The sequence below is a fragment of the Rhodopseudomonas sp. genome, from assembly GCF_036404135.1.
Classification (GTDB): Bacteria; Pseudomonadota; Alphaproteobacteria; order Rhizobiales; family Xanthobacteraceae; genus Rhodopseudomonas_A.
The window spans coordinates 32,327-52,290 of record NZ_DASWPE010000064.1 but is presented as its reverse complement, the minus strand read 5'-3'; the positions used below and the strand labels follow the sequence as shown (position 1 = coordinate 52,290).

Annotated in this window: 16 protein-coding genes; 8 read left to right on the top strand and 8 right to left on the bottom strand. The window is 66.1% G+C overall.

Annotation, left to right across the window (positions count from 1 at the left end):
* Positions 1-454: 454 nt before the first annotated feature.
* Both VGC77_RS07470 and VGC77_RS07465 read left to right on the top strand, forming a co-directional pair.
* Positions 455-1,882, top strand: coding sequence for an alginate export family protein (locus VGC77_RS07470; protein WP_331170940.1), 1,428 nt, complete (start codon positions 455-457; stop codon positions 1,880-1,882).
* A gap of 333 nt (positions 1,883-2,215) precedes the next feature.
* A complete protein-coding gene (locus VGC77_RS07465) occupies positions 2,216-2,986 on the top strand; it encodes a ParA family protein (RefSeq protein WP_331170939.1) in 771 nt (256 codons plus the stop codon).
* Positions 2,987-3,082: 96 nt separating this feature from the next.
* Here VGC77_RS07465 and VGC77_RS07460 read toward each other — a convergent pair whose 3' ends face one another.
* A complete protein-coding gene (locus tag VGC77_RS07460) occupies positions 3,083-3,352 on the bottom strand; it encodes a GlsB/YeaQ/YmgE family stress response membrane protein (RefSeq protein ID WP_331170938.1) in 270 nt (89 codons plus the stop codon).
* A gap of 439 nt (positions 3,353-3,791) precedes the next feature.
* Complete coding sequence (locus VGC77_RS07455) at positions 3,792-5,507, bottom strand: cation:proton antiporter (protein WP_331170937.1); 1,716 nt, start codon at positions 5,505-5,507, stop codon at positions 3,792-3,794.
* 51 nt (positions 5,508-5,558) lie between these two features.
* Between VGC77_RS07455 and VGC77_RS07450 the strand changes: the two genes are divergently transcribed.
* Positions 5,559-6,134, top strand: a complete 576-nt coding sequence (locus VGC77_RS07450) for a DUF3124 domain-containing protein (RefSeq protein WP_414709621.1) — start codon at positions 5,559-5,561, stop codon at positions 6,132-6,134.
* A gap of 22 nt (positions 6,135-6,156) precedes the next feature.
* Here VGC77_RS07450 and VGC77_RS07445 read toward each other — a convergent pair whose 3' ends face one another.
* The 6 genes from VGC77_RS07445 to VGC77_RS07420 form a co-directional block, all read right to left on the bottom strand.
* Positions 6,157-7,347, bottom strand: coding sequence for an ABC transporter substrate-binding protein (locus tag VGC77_RS07445; RefSeq protein WP_331170956.1), 1,191 nt, complete (start codon positions 7,345-7,347; stop codon positions 6,157-6,159).
* Between the two features lie 64 nt (positions 7,348-7,411).
* Positions 7,412-8,428: a branched-chain amino acid ABC transporter permease gene (locus tag VGC77_RS07440; RefSeq protein WP_331170936.1), complete on the bottom strand. Its 1,017-nt coding sequence runs from the start codon at positions 8,426-8,428 to the stop codon at positions 7,412-7,414.
* 3 nt (positions 8,429-8,431) lie between these two features.
* On the bottom strand, positions 8,432-9,310 hold the full coding sequence (locus VGC77_RS07435; protein ID WP_331170935.1) for a branched-chain amino acid ABC transporter permease: 879 nt from the start codon (positions 9,308-9,310) through the stop codon (positions 8,432-8,434).
* A 20-nt stretch (positions 9,311-9,330) separates the two neighbouring features.
* The gene (locus VGC77_RS07430) at positions 9,331-10,041 is read right to left on the bottom strand and encodes an ABC transporter ATP-binding protein (protein WP_331170934.1); all 711 of its coding nucleotides are present in this window, start codon (positions 10,039-10,041) and stop codon (positions 9,331-9,333) included.
* Positions 10,038-10,838: an ABC transporter ATP-binding protein gene (locus VGC77_RS07425; protein ID WP_331170933.1), complete on the bottom strand. Its 801-nt coding sequence runs from the start codon at positions 10,836-10,838 to the stop codon at positions 10,038-10,040. Before VGC77_RS07425 ends, VGC77_RS07430 begins: the two co-directional genes overlap by 4 nt.
* A gap of 60 nt (positions 10,839-10,898) precedes the next feature.
* Positions 10,899-11,768, bottom strand: a complete 870-nt coding sequence (locus VGC77_RS07420) for an IclR family transcriptional regulator (RefSeq protein ID WP_331170932.1) — start codon at positions 11,766-11,768, stop codon at positions 10,899-10,901.
* Between the two features lie 127 nt (positions 11,769-11,895).
* On the opposite strand from VGC77_RS07420, the gene VGC77_RS07415 reads away from it, so the two are divergent.
* From VGC77_RS07415 to pimD, 5 genes are all read left to right on the top strand, one after another.
* Entirely contained in the window at positions 11,896-13,992 is a 2,097-nt protein-coding gene (locus tag VGC77_RS07415; protein ID WP_331170931.1) for a 3-hydroxyacyl-CoA dehydrogenase NAD-binding domain-containing protein, read from the top strand.
* Positions 13,993-14,404: 412 nt separating this feature from the next.
* Positions 14,405-16,087 (top strand): dicarboxylate--CoA ligase PimA, encoded by a 1,683-nt coding sequence (gene pimA / locus VGC77_RS07410; RefSeq protein WP_331170930.1) that lies wholly within the window; start codon positions 14,405-14,407, stop codon positions 16,085-16,087.
* Complete coding sequence (locus VGC77_RS07405; protein WP_331170929.1) at positions 16,084-17,271, top strand: acetyl-CoA C-acyltransferase; 1,188 nt, start codon at positions 16,084-16,086, stop codon at positions 17,269-17,271. The genes pimA and VGC77_RS07405 overlap by 4 nt, the downstream gene beginning before the upstream one ends.
* 144 nt (positions 17,272-17,415) lie before the next feature.
* Complete coding sequence (gene pimC, locus VGC77_RS07400; RefSeq protein ID WP_331170928.1) at positions 17,416-18,606, top strand: pimeloyl-CoA dehydrogenase large subunit; 1,191 nt, start codon at positions 17,416-17,418, stop codon at positions 18,604-18,606.
* A 195-nt stretch (positions 18,607-18,801) separates the two neighbouring features.
* Positions 18,802-19,944 (top strand): pimeloyl-CoA dehydrogenase small subunit, encoded by a 1,143-nt coding sequence (gene pimD / locus VGC77_RS07395; RefSeq protein ID WP_331170927.1) that lies wholly within the window; start codon positions 18,802-18,804, stop codon positions 19,942-19,944.
* The last annotated feature ends 20 nt before the right edge of the window (positions 19,945-19,964 follow it).

Below are 19,964 nucleotides of genomic sequence, written 5' to 3'. Positions count from 1 at the left end.
ACCCCACCCCGCTCGCTGTGCGAGCGACCCTCCCCCTCCAGGGGAGGGTGATCCTCGCAGCAACCGCCAACTTTCATATGCGATTGCCCTGCCCGCAAGGGGGGAGCAGAGCGCGCTGCCGTCGCCGCGACGTTGCTCTCTTGTCGTGGCGTTGATAGTTAGCCTCAGAGTTGGTCGAGAACGTCTAACGAGGTCAGTGATCCCATCGCTGCACCGCGACAAATCATGCGGAACGCGCTACCTCTTTCAGTGGCATCACCGCGCCAATTATGTTGCACTGCATCGCTTCCTCGCAACTAAGCTATGATTAGTTCGCCGCGCCGGCCAGAAGTATCCCCAGTCGCTGCGCGTCGAATAGCCGCAATCGCCGCGCGCCGCGCAATCTGCGCTTTATCGGGCGCACGGAACTTCGCACAATTTGCCGATTACCTCCTCTCGGCAATGGCGGCAATCCTTGAAGCTCGGTCAGTGGATCGTAACAACCGGCGCGGCGCTGGCGGCGTTGCTGTGGCTCTGCGGCGCTGCCGTCAAGGCGCAGGACGAGCCGGAGGGCACCGAACGCAAGACCGCGTTCAAACTGTATCGCTGGCAGGAGGACTACTCCTATCTCGCCGGCAAGGAGCTGTCAGACTGGGAGCGCCTCAAATACATCCGCATCGCCGAATGGAGCGGCGCCTGGCTGTCGCTCGGCGGCGAGGTGCGCTATCGGCTCGACGGCTACGATCGCTATCTGTTCGGGCTCGGCCGCAGCGGCTATGCCTGGGCTTCCAGCCAGGAGCGGATTTTCCAGCACGTCGATCTGCACTGGAGCCTGTTTCGCGCCTTCGTGCAGGTCGATGCCGCCGCCGAAGACGGCCGGCCGGTGCAGCGCGCCTTCGATCGCAGCAGCCCGGATCTGCGCAACGGCTTTCTTGATCTGATCCTGCCCGCCGGCGACGGCAGGCTGACGCTGCGCGGCGGCCGGCAGGAGCTGTGGCTCGGCCCGTCGCGCTGGCTGGCGGTGCGCGACCCGACCAATCTGCGCCGCTCGTTCGACGGCGCGCTCGCCGAATATGACGACGCCGCGTTGACGCTGCGCGGCTTTACGGCGCGGCCGGTGGATATCATGGAAGGGCTGTTCGACGACGCGACGCTCGGTGCCGAGCGGTTTCGCGGCGGCTACCTCACATTGAAGTCGCCGTTCGGCCTGCCGGGGACGCTGGACCTTTACGGCTATGCCAAGCAGCAGGACAGCGTCAGCTATCGCCGCGGCACCGCGAGCGAGGATCGCTGGACCGCAGGCCTCCGGCTGGCGTTGAAGGCGCACGGCTTCGAGATGGCGGCGGAGGCGGCGAGGCAGGGCGGCAGCTTCGGCGCCGCCAGCATCGACGCGGTCGGCGGCTTCGCCGATCTCGGCCAGCGGTTGAAGCCGTTCGCGCTCGGCGATGCGACGCCGGTGACGCCGAAGCTCGGGCTGCGTGGCCACTACGCCTCCGGCGATTCCAATCTGAACGACGGCCGCTTCCGCACCTTCGTCGCCGCCTATCCGGCGGCCAGCGTGGTGTCGGAAATGTCGCTGGTCTCGGTGTCCAACCTGATCAACCTGCAACCCTATCTGCAGCTGTTTGTCGGGCCGACGCTGACGCTGGGGGCGAGTTGGAATGTGCTGCGCAAGGCCACGGCCGCGGATTCGGTCTATGGCCCGACCGGCACGCTGATCACCGCGAAGAATTCCAGCTCGCTCGACGTCGCGCGAATCGCTCAGCTCGACATGGTCTGGGACGCTTCGAAATTCCTGCAGCTCCACGCGCTGTATTCCCACGTCTATGCCGGCGGCTACGTGGTGGCGGCGGGCGGTCGCGACTTCGACTATTACCGGCTGCAGCTGATGGCGCGGTGGTGAGTCATGGGTGCGGCAAAGCCCTGGCGGCGCTGCGTTGGCGACGCCTTGGCGGTATCCCGGCCGTGCTGCGGCGCTGACCGCAACGGCAGATACACGCGGCGTAGTGTCGCCGTCGCTCCTGGTAAGCGCCAAGATCAGGTAAGTAGTCCGCCTAACAAGTAGTCATACTAACTATACGAAATCGTCATACTGACGCATCTTGAAGATGTTGCTGATTCGGGCGGCGCGATCGTGCCAAAGACCGCAGATCGAACCCGGAAGGTCCAAGCCAAGAATTGGTTGGAATGCCGCGTAGGTCGCGTATTCGCAATCACCAATTCAGAGGGACACATCATGCATACCATCGTTCTGGCCACCCAAAAGGGTGGCAGCGGCAAGAGCACGCTCGCCATCGGCTTGGCGCTCGCCGCAATGCAGCACGGCCATGCGGTCCGGCTGATCGAGACCGACCCGCAGGGCACGCTGTCGAACTGGCGCGGCCGCCGCACCAATGCGCAGCCGGCGGTCGAGGCGCTCTCCAGCGCCGATGACGTCGCGCAGCGGCTGGCGACGTTCGACCGCGCCGGTGTGACGCTGACCATCATCGACACCGCCGGCGGCATCAGCGCGCTGACCGAGGCGGCGCTGGCCTGCGCCGATCTGTGCCTGATCCCGGTGCGGCCGAGCGTCGCCGACATCGAGGCCACCGCGCCGACCTTGGCCGCGATCCGCGGCTGCGACCGGCCGTTCGCCTATGTGCTGAACCAGACCCCGTATCGCGGTCAGCGCATCGCCCATGCCGCCACCACGCTGACCGACGAGGCGGCGCTGGATGCCGCGGGCGTTTTGGCGCTGCCCTATATCATGATGCGCAACGACCATCAGGACGCGCTCGGCCTCGGCCTCGCCGTGTCGGAATACGCGCCGGCCGGCAAGTCTGCGGACGAAATCCGCGGGCTGTGGCAGTGGATCGAAGCCCGGCTCGGCGTCGAGGCGCCGGTGCTGACGCAGGACATTCTGATCGAATTTCGGCCGACGCCGGAGATCACGCCGGCGCTGTATCAGGTCGCGGCCGCTGCTGCCGCGGCCGATGAGACCGCGGCGGGCGCCGCGATCGCCGATTAAGACCCGCCGCGGCGGGTGGGGCAGACCTGGCGACGAATGGCCGGACCGGGCAAGCGGTCCGGCCATTTTTTGCGTCGGATGGTTGTCGCTGCCGCGCTAGAATCTGCCGCGGCCGCGGATCAGCCGCACGATCAACAGCAGCAGCACCGCGCCGATCGCCGAATAGATGATCGCCGAGACCAGGCCAGTGCCGAGATGCAGGCCGAGCCGCGGAAACAACAGGCTGGCGAGCAGCGCGCCGCCGACGCCGATGATCAGATCGCCGATCAGGCCGAAGCCGGTGCCGCGGACAATCAGGCCGGCCAGCCAGCCGGCGACGATGCCGACAAAGACGATGACCAGAATGCTTTCATTGGACAGATGCATGGCGGCGTTCCTTCGGAGGTCTCCGCGATGTCGATCAACGGATCGCGGATGTTGCCCGCATATGTACGGTGCACGACAAGTCGGCGCACGGACCAGAGTTCCGTGACGGAACCGATTTTACTGATGTGGTCCGGTCAGCTTCGACGCGTCGGCGCTCAATGCGAAATGGCGATCGGCGCTCGATCCAAATCAGATGACGACGGCGCACGGTCGATCCGAAATGAGACCGTCATTCCGCGGCGGGCGCAGCGTCAGCTGCGCGCGAACCCGGAATCTGCAACGCGGACGGGCGGTAAACCAGCCGCGTCGAGATTCCGGGTTCGCTCGGGCGATCGCCCTAGCGCCCCGGAATGACGGCCCTGTGCGGGGAGCGCGGCCAAGTCAACCTCGGCAGCCAAGTCAGGCAGGGCAACCAAGCCAGGCAAGGCAACCAAACCAGCTACGGCAGCACCTCGCGGCGCTCGCCGAGCCGGGCGTCGAGTTCGGCGCGCTTGTCGTCCAACAGCTGCTGCTGGGCCGCCTCGATGACGCAGAATAGCTCGTGGGCGTCGGACAGCCGCGGCACGGTGACGTAGTCGGCGCCGGCGGCGTAGAGTTCCCCAACATCGGCCAACAGGTCGGCGGTGGCGACGATCTTCGTGCCGGGATTGAGCGCGCGGACGTGGCGCACCAGTCGTTGGTTGGTGGCGCCCTTCAACAGCGCATCCGGCACGCTGAGGATCACGATCTCGGCGGCGCCGATGCCGGCGTGCTGCAGCGTGTCGACATGGCTGATGTCGCCATAGATCACGTGGACGCCGCGATCGGCCAAAGTGCGGAACACCATCGGGTTGAAATCCACCACGGTGATCTGCTCCAGCAGCGCGACGTTCTGCCGCTCGATCTCGGCGACCAGCGCGCTGGCGGCGCGGTAGAAGCCGAGCAGCACGATGCGTCGCGCCGCGCCGGGGCCGGCGCCGTCGGCAGCATGGACGTGGTCGAGATCGCGCAGGCCGAGCCGCTTCAATGTTGCGATGGCGCGGCGGCTGAGCGCGTCGCTGCGCGCCAGGACGAAGGTGGAGAGCACCGCCAGCAGCACGAAGGCGAACGACACCGCGCTCGCGGTCGCGGTCTGGATGTGGCCGGCGAGGACGCCGGTCTGGATCACCACCAGCGAGAACTCGCTGATCTGCGCGAGGTTGATCGCCGGCAATAGGCTGGCGCGCAGCCCCTGCTTCATCAGATAGAGCGGCAGGAAGGTGGTCGCGACCCGGCTCGCCACGGTGAAGAAGGCGATCAGCAGCGCAAGCCCAATCACCGACAGGTTGGGGATCGGGATAGTCATGCCGAGTGCCACGAAGAACAGCGTGATGAAGAAATCCCGCAGCGTCGTCACCTTGGCGGTGACGTCGAGCGCGTAAGGAAAGGTCGACAGCGAGACGCCGGCGACCAGCGAGCCCATCTCGCGCGACAGCTGCAATTGTTCGGCGATTTCGCCGATCAGAAAGCACCACGCCAGCGCGCCGAGAAGCACCAGTTCAGGCGTCCGCGCGATGCGGTGGAACAACCAGGGCAGCACATAGCGCGACAACGCCAGCGCGGTCGCCACCAGTGCTGCGACCCGGCCGATCGACAGCAGAAACACGCCGGTCTGTAGATTGCCGAGGCTCGGCTGCACCGCCAGGAACAGGATCGCGAACACGTCCTGCAGCACCAAGACGCCGAGCGTGACGCGGCCGGGCAGGGTGTCGAGCTCGTGCTTTTCGTACAACAGCTTGACGATGATCACGGTGGAGGACAGCGCGCAGGCGACGCTGAGATAGACCGCGTCGAAGCCGCCGGCGATCGATGCGCCGATGCTTGCGAACAGCAACAGCCCGAGCAGCATGCCGCCCGCCAATTGCGAGCCGGCGGCGAACAGGATCACCGGGCCGGCGCGCACGATCTTCTTCAGGTCGATTTCCAGCCCGATCATGAACAGCATGAAGATCAGGCCGAGCTCGGAGATGATCCCGATCGACTGCTGCGACTCCACCCACTTTAGGCCGAATGGACCAATCACGAAGCCGGCGATAAGATAGGCGAGGATCAGCGGTTGCCGGAAGAAATGCGCCAGAAGTCCGAGCATCCATGCAAACAGGATGCACAGGGTGATATCGCGAATGAGTTCGTGCATGCAGTGGCGGCCATTGATCGACCCTCGGACTCCTACAGTAAGGGCGCAGCCATGTCGGTCAAAGCATTAATTCCAGGCGCTCGCCGCGCGCCGATGCGGCACGCCGGCGTGGCCGTGCTGGCGCTTGGCGCGCTGGCGCTGCTGCCGATGCCGCGCAGCGCAGCACAGAGCGCGCCGCCGATCGAGCAGAGCTTCGCCGATTCGCTGACCGCGCTGCCGGCGGAGCCGCTCGGGGTGTCGGGCGGGTTCTACGTGCCGGCCTATTCCAGCGTGTCGATGAGCCACGGCCGGTTGCGCGGCGATTTCTCGGTGACGCTGAGCATCCACAACGCCTCGGAAACCAGGCCGCTGGTGATCCGGAGGATCGGCTATTTCGACACCGCGGGCAAGCTCGTGGAAAGCTATCTGAAGGCGCCGGTGGCGCTGAAGCCATTCTCCACCATCGAGGCCTTCATCGCCAACACCGACGTGCGCGGCGGCACCGGCGCCAATTTCGTGGTGGACTGGGCCGCGGCCGGCGAGATCGCCGAGCCGGTGGTCGAGGCCTTGATGATCGGCTCAATCGCCAACGGCCACTACGCCTTCATCACCCAGGGCCGGCCGATCCGCACCGTCGGCAAGAATTAGCCGCGCGCCGGCGAAGCGCTGCTCAGCCGCCGATCTCGCCGTTGATGACCGGGCCGAACAGCCGCCACCTCTCGCCCTCAAAGCGCATCATCTGCAGCTGCTCGATCGGGTGGAAATCGGTGGCGCTGGTGTTGATGGTGACGCCGGGCAGCAGCGTGTCGGGTGCGAAGTCCTTGAGGCTTGCCGCCTGCTTCATGATGTTGGCGCGGGTCAGATTGTCGCCGGCCTGCTTCAACACCTGCACCACGGTCTGGGCGTGGCCATAGCCGAACACCACAGAGCCGTCGGCCCTGTTGGCATCGGGGGCGTATTTGGCGAGGAAGCCGTAGAATTTGGTCATGCCCTGGTCGTTGTCCCATTGCGGGTCGGTGCCGTCCTTGGCGTAATTCGCCGACAGCACGCCCTGCGCCGTCGCATAGCCAGCCGGCTTCATCACGCTGCCCACCGAGGAGCCGACATTGCTCTGGAAGTAGATCGGTTTCCAGTCAAGCTCGGCGGCCTTCTTCAAGGCCTGGGCTGCGAATTTCGGCGTGGTGATCGAGACCAGGGCGTCGGCGCCGCTCGACTTCAGCTTGACGATGTGGCTGTCGATGGTCGGCTCGGCGACCTCGTAGCTGTCCTCGGCGACGATCAGCGCGGCCTTGTCGCCGAGCCCGTCCTTCAGCCCCTTCAAGAAATCCTTGCCGAAATCGTCGTTCTGATACAGCACCGCGATCCTGGCGTCGGGCTTTTCCTTTAACAGATAGGCGGCGTAGATCCGCCCCTCGCTCTGATAGGCCGGCTGCCAGCCGATGGTCCAGGGGAAGTTCTTGTAGTCGCCGAATTTGGTGGCGCCGGTGGCAACGAACAGTTGCGGCACCTTCTTGGCGTTCATGTATTTCTGGATCGCCGAATTCGACGGGGTGCCGAGCGAGCTCGCAATGAACAGCACCTGGTCGCTCTCCACCAGCCTGCGGGCCTGCTCCACCGCCTTCGGCGGGCTGTAGCCGTCGTCGTAGCTGATGAAGGTGATCTTGCGGCCGTTGATGCCGCCGTGGTCGTTGATCATCTTGAAATAGGCGTCCTCGATCCGGCCGATCACGCCATAGGCCGAGGCCGGGCCGGAATACGGCACGATGTTGCCGATCCTGATCTCGCTGTCGCTGGCGCCGGTGTCGTAGGCCGGCTGCGCGAACGCGGCGCTGGCGGCGAAAGCGAACAGCGCGGTCGCCAGCGCTGCCCGACGCGGTCCTTTGGTTGCAAGCACGATGTGGCCTCCAGGTCGTTTTCGTTGGCGGCTATTTGCGTCGCAGTCGATCGATGTGGCGCTGCGCCAGCGTAGCGAGCTGCTGCGCGCCATGCGGCAATAGGAAGATGATCAAGATCAGGATCACGCCGAACACCGCACCGGACAATCCCTTGGAGATGCCTTCGGCGATGTTGGGCACGAAGACGATGAAGCTGGCGCCGACCAGCGAGCCCGGCAGCCAGCCGACGCCGCCGACCACCATGCCGAGGAACAGCGCGATCGCGAGCTGGATGGTGTAGCTGTCGGGCGCCACGAATTGCACCGCGATGGTGGAAAGCCCGCCGGCGACGCCGGTGATGCCGGCCGAGATGCCGAACGCCAGCGTCTTGTACAGCGCCACGTCGACGCCCATTGCGACAGCCGCAATCTCGTTGTCGCGAATCGCCATCAGCGCCCGGCCGGAGCGCGATTGCAAAAGATTGACCGCGAATGCGTAGATCGCCATCGCGATGCCGAGCGCGAGGTAATACAGCCAGACGTCCTGCCCGATCGGCAGCCCGAACGGCGCGTCGGGCTTGGTCACCACCAGGCCCTGCACGCCGCCGGTCCATGTTTCGAATATGCCGAGCTTCAAAAGCTGCGGCATCGCGGTGGCGAGTGCGAAGGTGGCCAGCGCCAGATAGACGCCGCTCAATCGCAGCGCTGGCAGCCCGAACAGGACGCCGAAGCCGAAGCAGATCACGCCGGCCAACGGCAGCGTCAGCGCATAGTTGACGCCGAAATGCTCGATCAGGATCGCCGACGTATAGGCGCCGAGCGCATAGAACGCGCTGTGGCCGAGCGAGAACTGCCCGGAGCCGCCGGTGAGGATGTTCAATCCCAGGATGGCGATGGTGTAGATCAGCACCATGGTGATCTGGAAGACGATGAAGCTCGTCAGCAGCAGCGGCGCGCCGAGCAGCAGCAGCACGACGACGATCGCGGCGAGGCGGCCGAGCGCGATGTTCTGCCTCGGCACCGCGGCGACGGCGGGGGCGTCGGAGACGAGGTCCTGCAAGGCGCTCATCGCTCAGACCCGCTTGACGACGGCGCGGCCGAACAGGCCGTTGGGTCTGACCACCAGCACCGTGACGATCAGCGCCAGCGCGATCGGCAGTTTCAATTCATTGCCGACGCCGGGGATGTAGGTGCCGGCGAGGTTCTCGAAGATGCCGACCAGAAAGCCGCCGACCACCGCGCCGAACGGGCTCGACAACCCGCCGAGCACCGCGGCGGCGAAGCCGTAGATCAGCACGCCGCCCATCATGTTGGGCTCGAGAAACACGACCGGCGCGATCAGCATGCCCGCGATCGCGCCGATCGCGCTCGCCATGCCCCAGCCAAGCGCCACCATCCAGGAGGTGTTGATGCCGACCAGCCGTGCCGATTCCGGCATGCTGGCGGCGGCGCGCATGGCGAGGCCGACCCTCGTGAACTGGAAGAAGAAGTACAGCAGCAGCAACAGCCCCAGCGTGACGCCGATCATGCCGGCCTGATGCGTCGAGATCAGCCGGCTGCCGAGGAACGGCGAAGACCCGAACGGCGAGGGGAATTGCTTGATGGTGAAGTCAAAGGTCAGCCCGGCGACGCTGTTGAGGATCGCGAACAGCGCGATGAAGCCCGCGACGTGGGTCAGCACCGGGGCGTTGGCGAGCGGCTTGAACAGCGCCCGCTCGATCGCGACGCCGCCGGCGAAGGACGCCACCAGCGTCAGCACGAAGGCGCCCCAATACGGCACGCCCCATTGCATCAATTGCCAGGCGATGAAGGTGGAGACCATCGCCATTTCGCCTTGCGCGAAATTCAGCTGGTCGATCGCCTGGTAGATCATCACCACGGCGAGCGCCATGCAGGCATAGATCGCGCCGGTGGCGATGCCGGCCAGGATCTGGTTGGTGAATAGCTCCATGGCCGCCCCCTCGAATGCCCTCAATAGCCTAAGTATGATTTGCGGACGTCTGGGTTCGCGGCGATCGCGGCGGCCGCGCCCGCCATCACGATCCGCCCGGTCTCGATCACGTAGGCCTGGTCGGCGAGCGCCAGCGCCAGTTCGGCGTTCTGCTCCACCACCAGGATGGTGACCTTGTCCTCGCGGTTGATCCTGCCGAGAATCCGGAACAGCTCGGCGACCATCAAGGGGGCGAGGCCGAACGACGGTTCGTCGAGCAGCATCAGCCGCGGCCGCAGCATCAGCGCGCGCGCCACGGCCAGCATCTGCTGCTCGCCGCCACTCAGCGTGCCGGCCTGCTGGCGGTGGCGCTGTCTCAGCACCGGGAAATGCGCGTAGACCCGCTCAAGGTCGGCGGCGATCTCGCGGTCGCGGCGGCTGATGGCGCCGAGCTGCAGGTTTTCCGCGACGCTTAGGGAGGCGAAGGTGCCGCGGCCCTGCGGCACATGGGCGATGCCGAGCCGCACGATGTTTTCGGTGGCGCGGCCGGCGAGCGCCGCGCCGTCGAATTCGATGCTGCCGGTGGACCGCACCATGTTGCAGATCGCGCGCAAGGTGGTGGTCTTGCCGGCGCCGTTGGCGCCGAGCAGCGCGGTGAGGCTGCCTTGGTCGAGCGCGAAGTCGAGCCCGTGCAGCGCCTGCACCGCGCCGTAATAAGCGCGCAAGTCCTTGACGTCGAGCAGCGCCGTCACGGCTCTTTGCTCCCGAGATAGGCCTTGATTACCTCGGGATTGCTCTGCACCGCGGCGGGCGGGCCTTCGGCGAGCTTCTTGCCGAAATTCAAAGCCACCACGTGATCGGCGATCGACATCACCAGCCCCATGTGATGCTCGACCAACAGCACGGTGACGCCGAGGTCGTCGCGGATCTTGCGGATCAGCGCGCCGAGCGAAACCACCTCCTCGTGGTTGAGCCCGCCGGCGGGCTCGTCGAGCAGCAGGATCTTCGGTTCGGCGGCGAGCGCGCGCGCCAGCTCGACGCGTTTCTGGGTGCCGAACGGCAGGCCGGCCACGGTCACCTCGGCGACGTCGCCGAGTTCGAGATAGTCCAGAATCTCGTCGACCTTGCCGTTGAGCCTGGCCTCGCCGCGGCGGGCCCAGGGCAGCCGCAGCGAATCCGAGATGATGTCGCTGCGGCTGCGCGCATGCGCGCCGACCCGGACGTTGTCGCGCACGGAAAGTTCGGCAAACAAGGCGACGTTCTGGAAGGTGCGGCCGATGCCGATCTCGGCGATCCGGTGCGCCGGACGGGTCAGGATGCTGTCGCCGTCGAGCAGGATGTCGCCGCGGCTCGGCTGATACAGCCGCGACAGGCAGTTGAACAGCGTGGTCTTGCCGGCGCCGTTCGGCCCGATCAGGCCGAGGATCTGGCTCTTGTGCAACTCGAACGACACGCCGTTCAGCGCGACGATGCCGCCGAACGTCACGCTGACCTCGCGCACCGCAAGCAGCGGCGCGACCTGCATGCTGCGCTCGACCCGCGCGTTCATCGGCGCCGGCCCGGGATCGGGCGGCCGCTGTCGTTGCGCTGCTGGGTCAGGCGCCGCCTGCTATCTGATCCCCTCGACCACGCGTGCAATTTTTCCTCCCGGTTTGGTCTTTTTGTTTTCTTGTTTTCGTGTCGGCGGCACCGCGTTGCCGCCGAGCGCCGCCTCGATGTTGCGGACCATCGCCACCAGGCGCGGGCCGATGTCGTTGATCAGGCGATCTTCCGTGAAACGGAATGCCGGCGCGCCGCAATTGAACGCGTAGGGCCCGGTGCCGTCGTTGAGCTTCAGCGACACGCCGGCGGCGTGGACGTCGTCCTGCCATTCGCCGGCCGAGATCGCGAAGCCGCGCTTGGCGACCATCTCGCCGGCGCGCTCGATGCCGTCCTTCATCTTGGCGAAGCGGCTGCCGTAATGCTCGCGCAACTCGCGCAGCAACGCCGCGCGTTCGTCGTCCGCCAGCGCCCAGATATAGGCCCGCCCCATCGCCGTGGTGGCGATCGGCACCCTGGAGCCAACGTCGAGCTGCACGCCGACGGTGAGGCTGGAGCGCGCCTGGCCGAAATAGATCATGCTGTGGCGGTCGCGGCCGCCGATCGCCACCGCGCCGCCGGTCTGCCGCATCAATTCCTCGCGGAACGGTTCCGACAGATGCCGAATACCGAGATTGGCCAGCGCGGCATAGCCGATCGCCAGCGCCGGCGGCGCCAGCTGGTACTTCTCGAAGCGCGGAACCTGGGTCAGATAGCCGAGTTTGCACAGCGTGTAGGTCAGCCGGGAAATCGTCGGCTTGGGTAAATTGGTGCGCGCGGCAATCTCCTGATTGCCAAGCAGCCCGTCATTGGGGTGAAATGCGCGCAGCACGTCGAGGCCGCGGGACAGCGCGACGACGAAGCTGCGATCGGTCGCCACCTTCTTGCCTGGACGTTTCATCCCGGTCCTATCGATCGTATCGACCGCGTTGACAAGCGACGCTCTTCAAAATAACCCTCCTTGTCAAGATGTGGAATTAAATTTCGCAGTGCGGAATAAGCGAAAACAAACACACAAGGAGAGTTGCGTGACCGACGTCGTCAAGCTGGAACGCCATGATGCGATCGCCATCGTCACGGTGGATAATCTGCCGGTCAACGCGCTGAGCGCCGCGGTGCGTCGCGGCATCTCCGAATCCGTCGAGCAGGCGATCGCCGATCCCGCGGTTAAGGCGATCGTGCTGGTCTGCGCCGGGCGCACCTTCATCGCGGGCGCCGACATCACCGAATTCGGCAAGCCGCCGCAGTCCCCCGGGCTCGGCGAAGTGATCGCCGAATTGGAGAATTCGCCAAAGCCGATCGTCGCTGCGATCCACGGCACCGCATTGGGCGGCGGTCTCGAAACCGCGCTCGGCTGCCACTACCGCGTCGCGGTGAAGGACGCCAAACTCGGATTGCCGGAGGTCAAGCTCGGCCTGTTGCCGGGCGCCGGCGGCACGCAGCGGCTGCCGCGCGCGGTCGGCCCGGAGCTTGCGGTGAAGATGATCGTCGGCGGCGATCCGATCGGCGCCGCGGACGCGTTCAAACATGGCCTGATCGATGCGATCGTCGAAGACACCGTCGCTGGCGGCGAGGCCTTTGCGCGGCAGGTGTTGGCCGAGCAGCGGCCGTTGCGCAAACTGCGCGACGACGATGCCAAATTGCAGGCGGCGAAAGCCGACCGCGCCATCTTCACCGATGCGGTGGCGGCGATGACCAAGAAGGCGAGGGGGCTGGAAGCGCCGTTTGCCGCCGCCGATGCGATCGGCGCCGCGATCGACCTGCCGTTCGACCAGGGCCTGAAGAAGGAGCGCGAGGGCTTCATGAAGCTCGTCGCCGGCGAGCAGTCCAAGGCGCAACGCTACGCGTTCTTCGCCGAGCGCGAGGCGGCGAAAGTCTCTGGCGTGCCCGACGGCACCAGGCCGCGTCCGGTGGCGCGCGTGGCCATCATCGGCGCCGGCACCATGGGCGGCGGCATCGCGATGTCGTTCGCCAACGCCGGGATTCCGGTGACGCTGATCGAGACCGGCGAGGAGCAGCTGCAGCGCGGGCTCGGCGTGATGCGGAAGAACTACGACGCCACCGCGGCGCGGGGCGGCATTCCGGCCGATGCGCCGACCAAGCGGATGGCGCTGATCGCCGGCGTGGTCGGGCTCGAGCACGTCAAGGATGCCGACCTGATCATCGAAGCGGTGTTCGAGACCATGGCGGTGAAGAAAGAGGTGTTCACCGCGATCGACGCCTACGCCAAGCCAGGCGCGGTGCTGGCGTCGAACACCTCCTATCTCAACATCGACGAGATCGCCCAGGTCACAAGGCGGCCGGAGGACGTGCTCGGCATGCACTTCTTCTCGCCGGCCAATGTGATGAAGCTGTGCGAGATCGTGCGCGCCGACAAGACCGCACCGGACGCGCTGCTGACCGCGGTCGCGATCGCGCGCAAAATCGCCAAGGTGCCGGCGGTGGTGGGCGTCTGCGACGGCTTCGTCGGTAACCGCATGCTGGCGGCGCGCGGCAAGCAGGCCGAGAAGCTGTTGTTCGAAGGCGCGCTGCCGCAGCAGGTCGATGCGGTGGTGACCAAATTCGGCATGCCGATGGGGCCGTTCGCGATGGGCGATCTCGCCGGGCTCGACATCGGCTGGCGCTCGCGCAAAGACCGCGGCATCACCTCGGAAATCGCCGACGCCTTGTGCGAGGCCGGCCGGTTCGGCCAGAAGACCGGCAAGGGCTACTACAAGTATGAGCCTGGTTCGCGCGCGCCGTTGCCAGATCCCGAGGTCGAAACCCTGATCAACGACACGCTAAGCAAGCTCGGCCTGAAGCGCCGCGAGATTTTCGATCAGGAAATCCTGGAACGGATGATGTATCCGATGATCAACGAGGGCGCGCGGATTCTCGAAGAGGGCATCGCGGCGCGGCCCTCCGACATCGACGTGATCTGGCTGTATGGCTATGGCTGGCCGGTGTATCGCGGCGGCCCGATGTTCTATGCCGATCAGGTTGGCTTGAAGCAGATCGCCGAACGGCTGTCCTACTACGCCCGCGCGACCAACGATGCCACGCTGGAGCCGGCGCCGCTCTTGGCGCGGCTCGCCGCCGAGGGCGGCAATTTCGCAGCGCTCGCCAAGCCGGCGAAAGCCGCGTGATGGGGCTTTCGCCGACGCCGCCACGCGAACAGCTTCACCTCTCCCCGCGTGCGGGGAGAGGTCGACCGGCGCAGCGCAAGCGAAGCCGGTCGGGTGAGGGGGCGTTGCGATATGTCGCGCCGCCTCATCTGGCTGCATCGCCCCCCCACCCCAACCCTCTCCCCGCAAGCGGGGCGAGGGGGCTCGCCGCGCTCCGGGTCGGGTTCGTCCTGCAAGTGGTTAGGGCAACGCGTCGCCGCGGCTCTGCTCCCCTCCCCCTTGCGGGGAGGGGTCGGGGGTGGGGGTGCCGCGGGCACCGCGCTTGTGGCTTACCCCCCTCCCTAACCCTCCACCGCAAGGGGGGAGGGAACAGAGAGGCACTGCTTGGAGTCGATGGACCCCATCGCCTTGCAGTCGAAGGGGCCCATCACCCATGACCCATCCCGGCGAGCGATTCTATCCCGAGGGCGTGCGCTGGGACGCGCCGATTGCGCGCGGCACGCTGCCCGATCTGCTGGCGAATGCGGCCCTGCGCTACGGCGCGCGGCCGGCGCTCGAATTTCGCGACCGTGCGATTAGCTTTTCTGAGCTGGAAGCGCAGGCGGAGACCGCGGCGGCCGCGCTGATCCGCGCCGGCTACGGCCAAGACAGCTCCGTCGCGCTCTATCTCGGCAATCTGCCGGATCATCCGATCAATTTCTTCGGCGCGCTGAAGGCCGGCGCCCGCGTCGTGCATCTGTCGCCGCTCGACGGCGAACGCGCGCTGTCGCACAAGCTCAGCGATTCCGGCGCGCGGATCCTGATCACCAGCGATCTCGCCGGGTTGCTGCCGATGGCGCTGAAGTTTCTTGCCGCCGGGCTGCTCGACCGGCTGATCGTCTGCGACGACGCGCATTGGGGCGCCGCCGGCAATCCGCACGCCGCTGTCCCGGACGATCCGCACATCATCCGCTACGCCGATTTCACCAAGGGCGCCGTGCCGCCGCCGTCATGGCCGCAGCTTGCGCCCGACGACGTCGCCGTGCTGCAATACACCGGCGGCACCACTGGGCTGCCGAAAGGCGCGATGCTGAGCCACGGCAATTTGACCGCGGCGGTGTCGATCTACAATTGCTGGGGCGCCAAGGACCGCGCCGCGCGCAACACGGTGGAGCGCGTGATCTGCGTGCTGCCGCTGTTTCACATCTACGCGCTCACCGTGATCTTGTTGCGCTCGCTGACTAACGGCGACCTGATCTCGCTGCATCAGCGCTTCGACACCGCCGCGATCTTCGGCGACATCGAGGACAAACGCGCTACGGTGTTTCCCGGCGTGCCGACGATGTGGATCGCGCTCGCGGCCGATCCGTCGCTGGAGCGCCGCGACCTGTCGTCGCTGGCGAATTGCGGCTCCGGCGGCGCGCCGCTGCCGGTCGAGGTGGCGAAGATCTTCGAGCGCAAGACCGGCCTCAAACTGAAGAGCGGCTGGGGCATGACCGAGACCTGCTCGCCAGGCTCGTCGCATCCACTCGAAGGCCCGGACAAGCCCGGCTCGATCGGGCTGATGCTGCCTGGTATCGAGCTCGACGTCGTGTCGCTGGATGATTCCAGCAAGCCGCTTGCGCCAGGCGAGGTCGGAGAATTGCGGATTCGCGGCCCCAACGTCACAAGCGGCTACTGGAACCGGCCGCAAGAGACCGCCGAAGGCTTCGTCGGCGATCGATTTCTCACCGGCGACATTGGCTATATGGACCAGGATGGTTACTTCTATCTGGTCGACCGCAAGAAGGACATGATCATCTGTGGTGGCTTCAACGTCTATCCGCAGATGATCGAGCAGGCGATCTATGAGCATGCCGGCGTGCAGGAAGTGATCGTGATCGGGATTGCCGATCCTTATCGCGGCGAGGCGGCGAAAGCCTTCATCAAGCTGCGCGACGGCGCAGCGCCGTTCAGCCTCGACGAGCTGCGGGCATTTCTCGAAGGCAAGCTCGGCAAGCACGAGTTGCCGGCGGCGCTGGAATTCGTCGACGAATTGCCGCGCACCGCGGTCGGTAAATTGTCGCGGCACGAGTTGCGGTCCAAGCAACCGAACCACCCAAACAAACAACAACAACTCACAGGAGGTCGCCCATGACCGAGGCCGTTATCGTTTCCACCGCGCGCACCCCGATCGGCAAGGCCTATCGCGGCGCGCTCAACGCCACCGAGGGCGCGACCTTGCTCGGCCACGCCATCGAGCACGCGGTGCAGCGCGCCGGCATCGACCCCAAGGAGGTCGAGGACGTGGTGATGGGTGCGGCCTTGCAGCAGGGCGCCACCGGCGGCAACATCGCGCGCAAGGCGCTGTTGCGCGCCGGCCTGCCGGTGTCGGTCGCCGGCACCACCATCGACCGGCAATGCGCCTCCGGGCTGCAGGCGATTGCGCTCGCGGCGCGTTCGGTGCTGTTCGACGGCGTCGAGATTGCGGTGGCCGGCGGCGGCGAGTCGATCAGCCTGGTGCAGAACGACAAGATGAACACCTTCCACGCCGTCGATCCGGCGCTGCAGGCGATCAAGGGCGAGGTCTATATGGCGATGCTCGACACCGCCGAGGTGGTCGCCAAGCGCTACGGCATCTCGCGCGAGCGGCAGGACGAATATTCGCTGGAGAGCCAGCGCCGCACCGCCGCCGCCCAGCAGGGCGGCAAGTTTGGCGACGAGATCGTGCCGATCTCGACCAAGATGGGCGTGGTCGACAAGGTCAGCGGTGCGGTGTCGTTCAAGGACATCACGCTGACCCAGGACGAAGGCCCGCGGCCGGATACATCCGCCGAAGGCCTGGCCGGGCTGAAGCCGGTGCGCGGCGACGGCTTCACCATCACCGCCGGCAATGCCAGCCAATTGTCCGACGGCGCCAGCGCCACCGTGGTGATGAGCGATACGCTCGCCGCCAAGAAGGGGCTGAAGCCGCTCGGCATCTTCCGCGGCTTCGTCTCGGCCGGCTGCGAGCCGGACGAGATGGGCATCGGCCCGGTGTTCGCGGTGCCGCGGCTCTTGAAGCGCCACGGGCTTTCGATCGACGACATCGACCTGTGGGAGCTCAACGAAGCCTTTGCGGTGCAGGTGCTGTATTGTCGCGACAAGCTCGGCATCGATCCGGACAAGATCAACGTCGACGGCGGCGCCATTGCGGTCGGCCATCCCTACGGCATGTCGGGGGCGCGGCTCGCCGGCCACGCGCTGATCGAAGGCCGCCGCCGCAAGGCGAAATACGCGGTGGTGACGATGTGCGTCGGCGGCGGCATGGGCTCGGCCGGCCTGTTCGAGATCGTGCAGTAGGCGCCGTCATCCTGAGGTGCGAAGCCGCACTGGCGGCGAGCCTCGAAGGATGACGATTAGGAACGAAAAGACGGGCCGTCGCCCTTCGAGGCTGTCGCTGCGCGACAGCGCCTCAGGGTGACGGCGACAACCACGGAGGACGACATGGATCTGAGTTTCAGCAAGGACGAACTGGCGTTTCGCGACGACGTCCGCGCCTTCTTCAAGGACAACGTGCCGGCGGCGCTGCGGCAGAAACTGGTGGAGGGCCGCCACCCGACCAAACAGGAAATGGTCGACTGGTGGCGCATCCTCAACCAGAAGGGCTGGGGCGTGCCGCATTGGCCGAAGCAATATGGCGGCACCGGCTGGAGCTCGGTGCAGGACTACATCTTCAACGAGGAACTGCAGATGGCGCCGGCGCCGGCGCCGTTGGCGTTCGGCGTCTCGATGGTCGGCCCGGTGATCTACACCTTCGGCAACGACGCGCAGAAAGAGCGCTTCCTGCCGCGCATCGCCAATGTCGACGACTGGTGGTGCCAGGGCTTCTCCGAGCCCGGCTCCGGCTCTGATCTCGCCTCGCTGAAGACCAAGGCCGAGAAGAAGGGCGACCACTACATCGTCAACGGCCAGAAGACCTGGACCACGCTGGCGCAATACGCCGACTGGATCTTTTGTCTGTGCCGCACCGATCCCGCCGCCAAGAAACAGTCCGGCATCTCCTTCATCCTGATCGACATGAAGAGCAAGGGCATCACGGTGCGGCCGATCCAGACCATCGACGGCTCCAGCGAGGTCAACGAGGTGTTCTTCGACGACGTCGAGGTGCCGCTGGAAAACCTGGTCGGCGAGGAGAACAAGGGTTGGGACTACGCCAAATTCCTGCTCGGCAATGAACGCACCGGCATCGCCCGGGTCGGCGTCTCCAAGGAGCGCATCAAGCGCATCAAGGAGCTCGCCGCCAAGGTCGAGGCCGGCGGCCAGCCGGTGATCGCGGATCAGAAATTCCGCGAGAAGCTGGCGCTGGTGGAGATCGAGCTGAAGGCGCTGGAACTGACCCAGCTTCGCGTCGTCGCCAATGAAGGCAAGCACGGCAAGGGCAAGCCGGATCCGGCGTCCTCGGTGCTGAAGATCAAGGGCTCGGAGATCCAGCAGGCCACCACCGAATTGTTGATGGACGTGATCGGGCCGTTTGCCGCACCGTTTGACGTCCACGGCGACGATGGCTCCAACGAGGCGATGGACTGGACCGCGCAGGTCGCGCCTTCGTATTTCAACAACCGCAAGGTCTCGATCTACGGCGGCAGTAACGAGATCCAGCGCAACATCATCAGCAAGGCGGTGCTGGGGCTGTAATCCCTGCGTCGTTCATTGCTGTCATTCCGGGGCGCGAGAGCGCAAGCTCGAGCGAGCCCGGAATCCATAACCACCGCAGGGGATATGGATTCCGGGCCTGCGCTCCAGCCAGCTTTGCCGACTGCGGCGCCCCCCGGAATGACGAGAGACTTGCGCCCGAACGGGCATCGCTTTCGGAATATGGGGAATACCAGGATGGATTTTGATCTCTCGGAGGAGCAGCGGCTCCTGAAGGACAGCGTCGAGGGTCTGTTGAAGACCTCCTATGATTTCGACGCCCGCAAGAAGTATCAGGCCGAGCCCGGCGGCTGGAGCAAAAGCGTCTGGAGCAAGCTCGCCGAGCAGGGGCTATTGGGCCTGCCGTTTTCCGAAGACGACGGCGGCTTCGGCGCGGGCTCGGTCGAAACCATGATCGTGATGGAAGCGCTCGGCAAGGCGCTGGTGGTCGAGCCATATCTGGCGACCGTGGTGCTCGGCGGCGGTTTCCTGCGCCGCGGCGGTTCGGCGGCGCAGAAGGCTGAGCATCTGCCCGGCATCGTCGACGGCTCCAAGACCTTGGCCTTCGCGCAATTGGAGAAGACCTCGCGCTACGATCTCGGCGACGTCTCCACCACCGCGAAGAAGACCGGCGACGGCTACGTCATCGACGGCGAGAAATTCGTGGTGTTGAACGGCGAGGCCGCCGATACGCTGCTGGTCACCGCGCGCAGCGCCGGCGGCCAGCGCGACCGCGCCGGCATCGGCGTGTTCCTGGTGCCGGCGAACGCCAAGGGCGTCGCCATCAAGGGCTATCCGACCCAGGACGGCCTGCACGCCGCCGACATCTCCTTCACCGGCGTCGAGGTCGGCGCTGAGGCCGCGATCGGCGATCCGGAGAACGCGCTGCCGCTGATCGAGCGGGTGGTCGACGACGCCCGCGCCGCGTTGTGCGCGGAGGCGGTTGGCGCGATGGATGAATCGCTGAAGACCACGGTGGAGTATCTCAAGACCCGCACCCAGTTCGGGGTACCGATCGGCTCGTTCCAGGTGCTGCAGCATCGCGCCGCCGACATGTTCGTCGCACTCGAGCAGGCGCGATCGATGGCGCTGTTCGCCACCATGGCGTCGGATTTCGACGACGCCGCGGCGCGCGCCAACGCGGTGGCGGCGGCCAAGGTGCAGATCGGCAAATCGGCGAAATTCGTCGGCGAGCAGGCGATCCAGCTGCACGGCGGCGTCGGCATGACCATGGAGTACAAGATCGGCCACTACTTCAAGCGGCTGACCATGATCGAGGCGACCTTCGGCGACGCCGACTTCCACCTGCGCCGCGTCAGCGCCGCCGGCGGGCTGATCTGAACGGCCTGCGATTGGATTGG

Excerpts from the sequence above, each read along its gene's own strand:
- VGC77_RS07440 (WP_331170936.1), bottom strand. The coding sequence starts at position 8,428 with ATGAGCGCCTTGCAGGACCTCGTCTCCGACGCCCCCGCCGTCGCCGCG.
- pimC (WP_331170928.1), top strand. The coding sequence starts at position 17,416 with ATGGATCTGAGTTTCAGCAAGGACGAACTGGCGTTTCGCGACGACGTC.
- VGC77_RS07405 (WP_331170929.1), top strand. The coding sequence starts at position 16,084 with ATGACCGAGGCCGTTATCGTTTCCACCGCGCGCACCCCGATCGGCAAG.
- VGC77_RS07450 (WP_414709621.1), top strand. The coding sequence starts at position 5,559 with ATGTCGGTCAAAGCATTAATTCCAGGCGCTCGCCGCGCGCCGATGCGG.
- VGC77_RS07460 (WP_331170938.1), bottom strand. The coding sequence starts at position 3,352 with ATGCATCTGTCCAATGAAAGCATTCTGGTCATCGTCTTTGTCGGCATC.
- VGC77_RS07420 (WP_331170932.1), bottom strand. The coding sequence starts at position 11,768 with ATGAAACGTCCAGGCAAGAAGGTGGCGACCGATCGCAGCTTCGTCGTC.
- VGC77_RS07455 (WP_331170937.1), bottom strand. The coding sequence starts at position 5,507 with ATGCACGAACTCATTCGCGATATCACCCTGTGCATCCTGTTTGCATGG.
- VGC77_RS07465 (WP_331170939.1), top strand. The coding sequence starts at position 2,216 with ATGCATACCATCGTTCTGGCCACCCAAAAGGGTGGCAGCGGCAAGAGC.
- pimA (WP_331170930.1), top strand. The coding sequence starts at position 14,405 with ATGACCCATCCCGGCGAGCGATTCTATCCCGAGGGCGTGCGCTGGGAC.
- VGC77_RS07425 (WP_331170933.1), bottom strand. The coding sequence starts at position 10,838 with ATGAACGCGCGGGTCGAGCGCAGCATGCAGGTCGCGCCGCTGCTTGCG.
- VGC77_RS07435 (WP_331170935.1), bottom strand. The coding sequence starts at position 9,310 with ATGGAGCTATTCACCAACCAGATCCTGGCCGGCATCGCCACCGGCGCG.
- pimD (WP_331170927.1), top strand. The coding sequence starts at position 18,802 with ATGGATTTTGATCTCTCGGAGGAGCAGCGGCTCCTGAAGGACAGCGTC.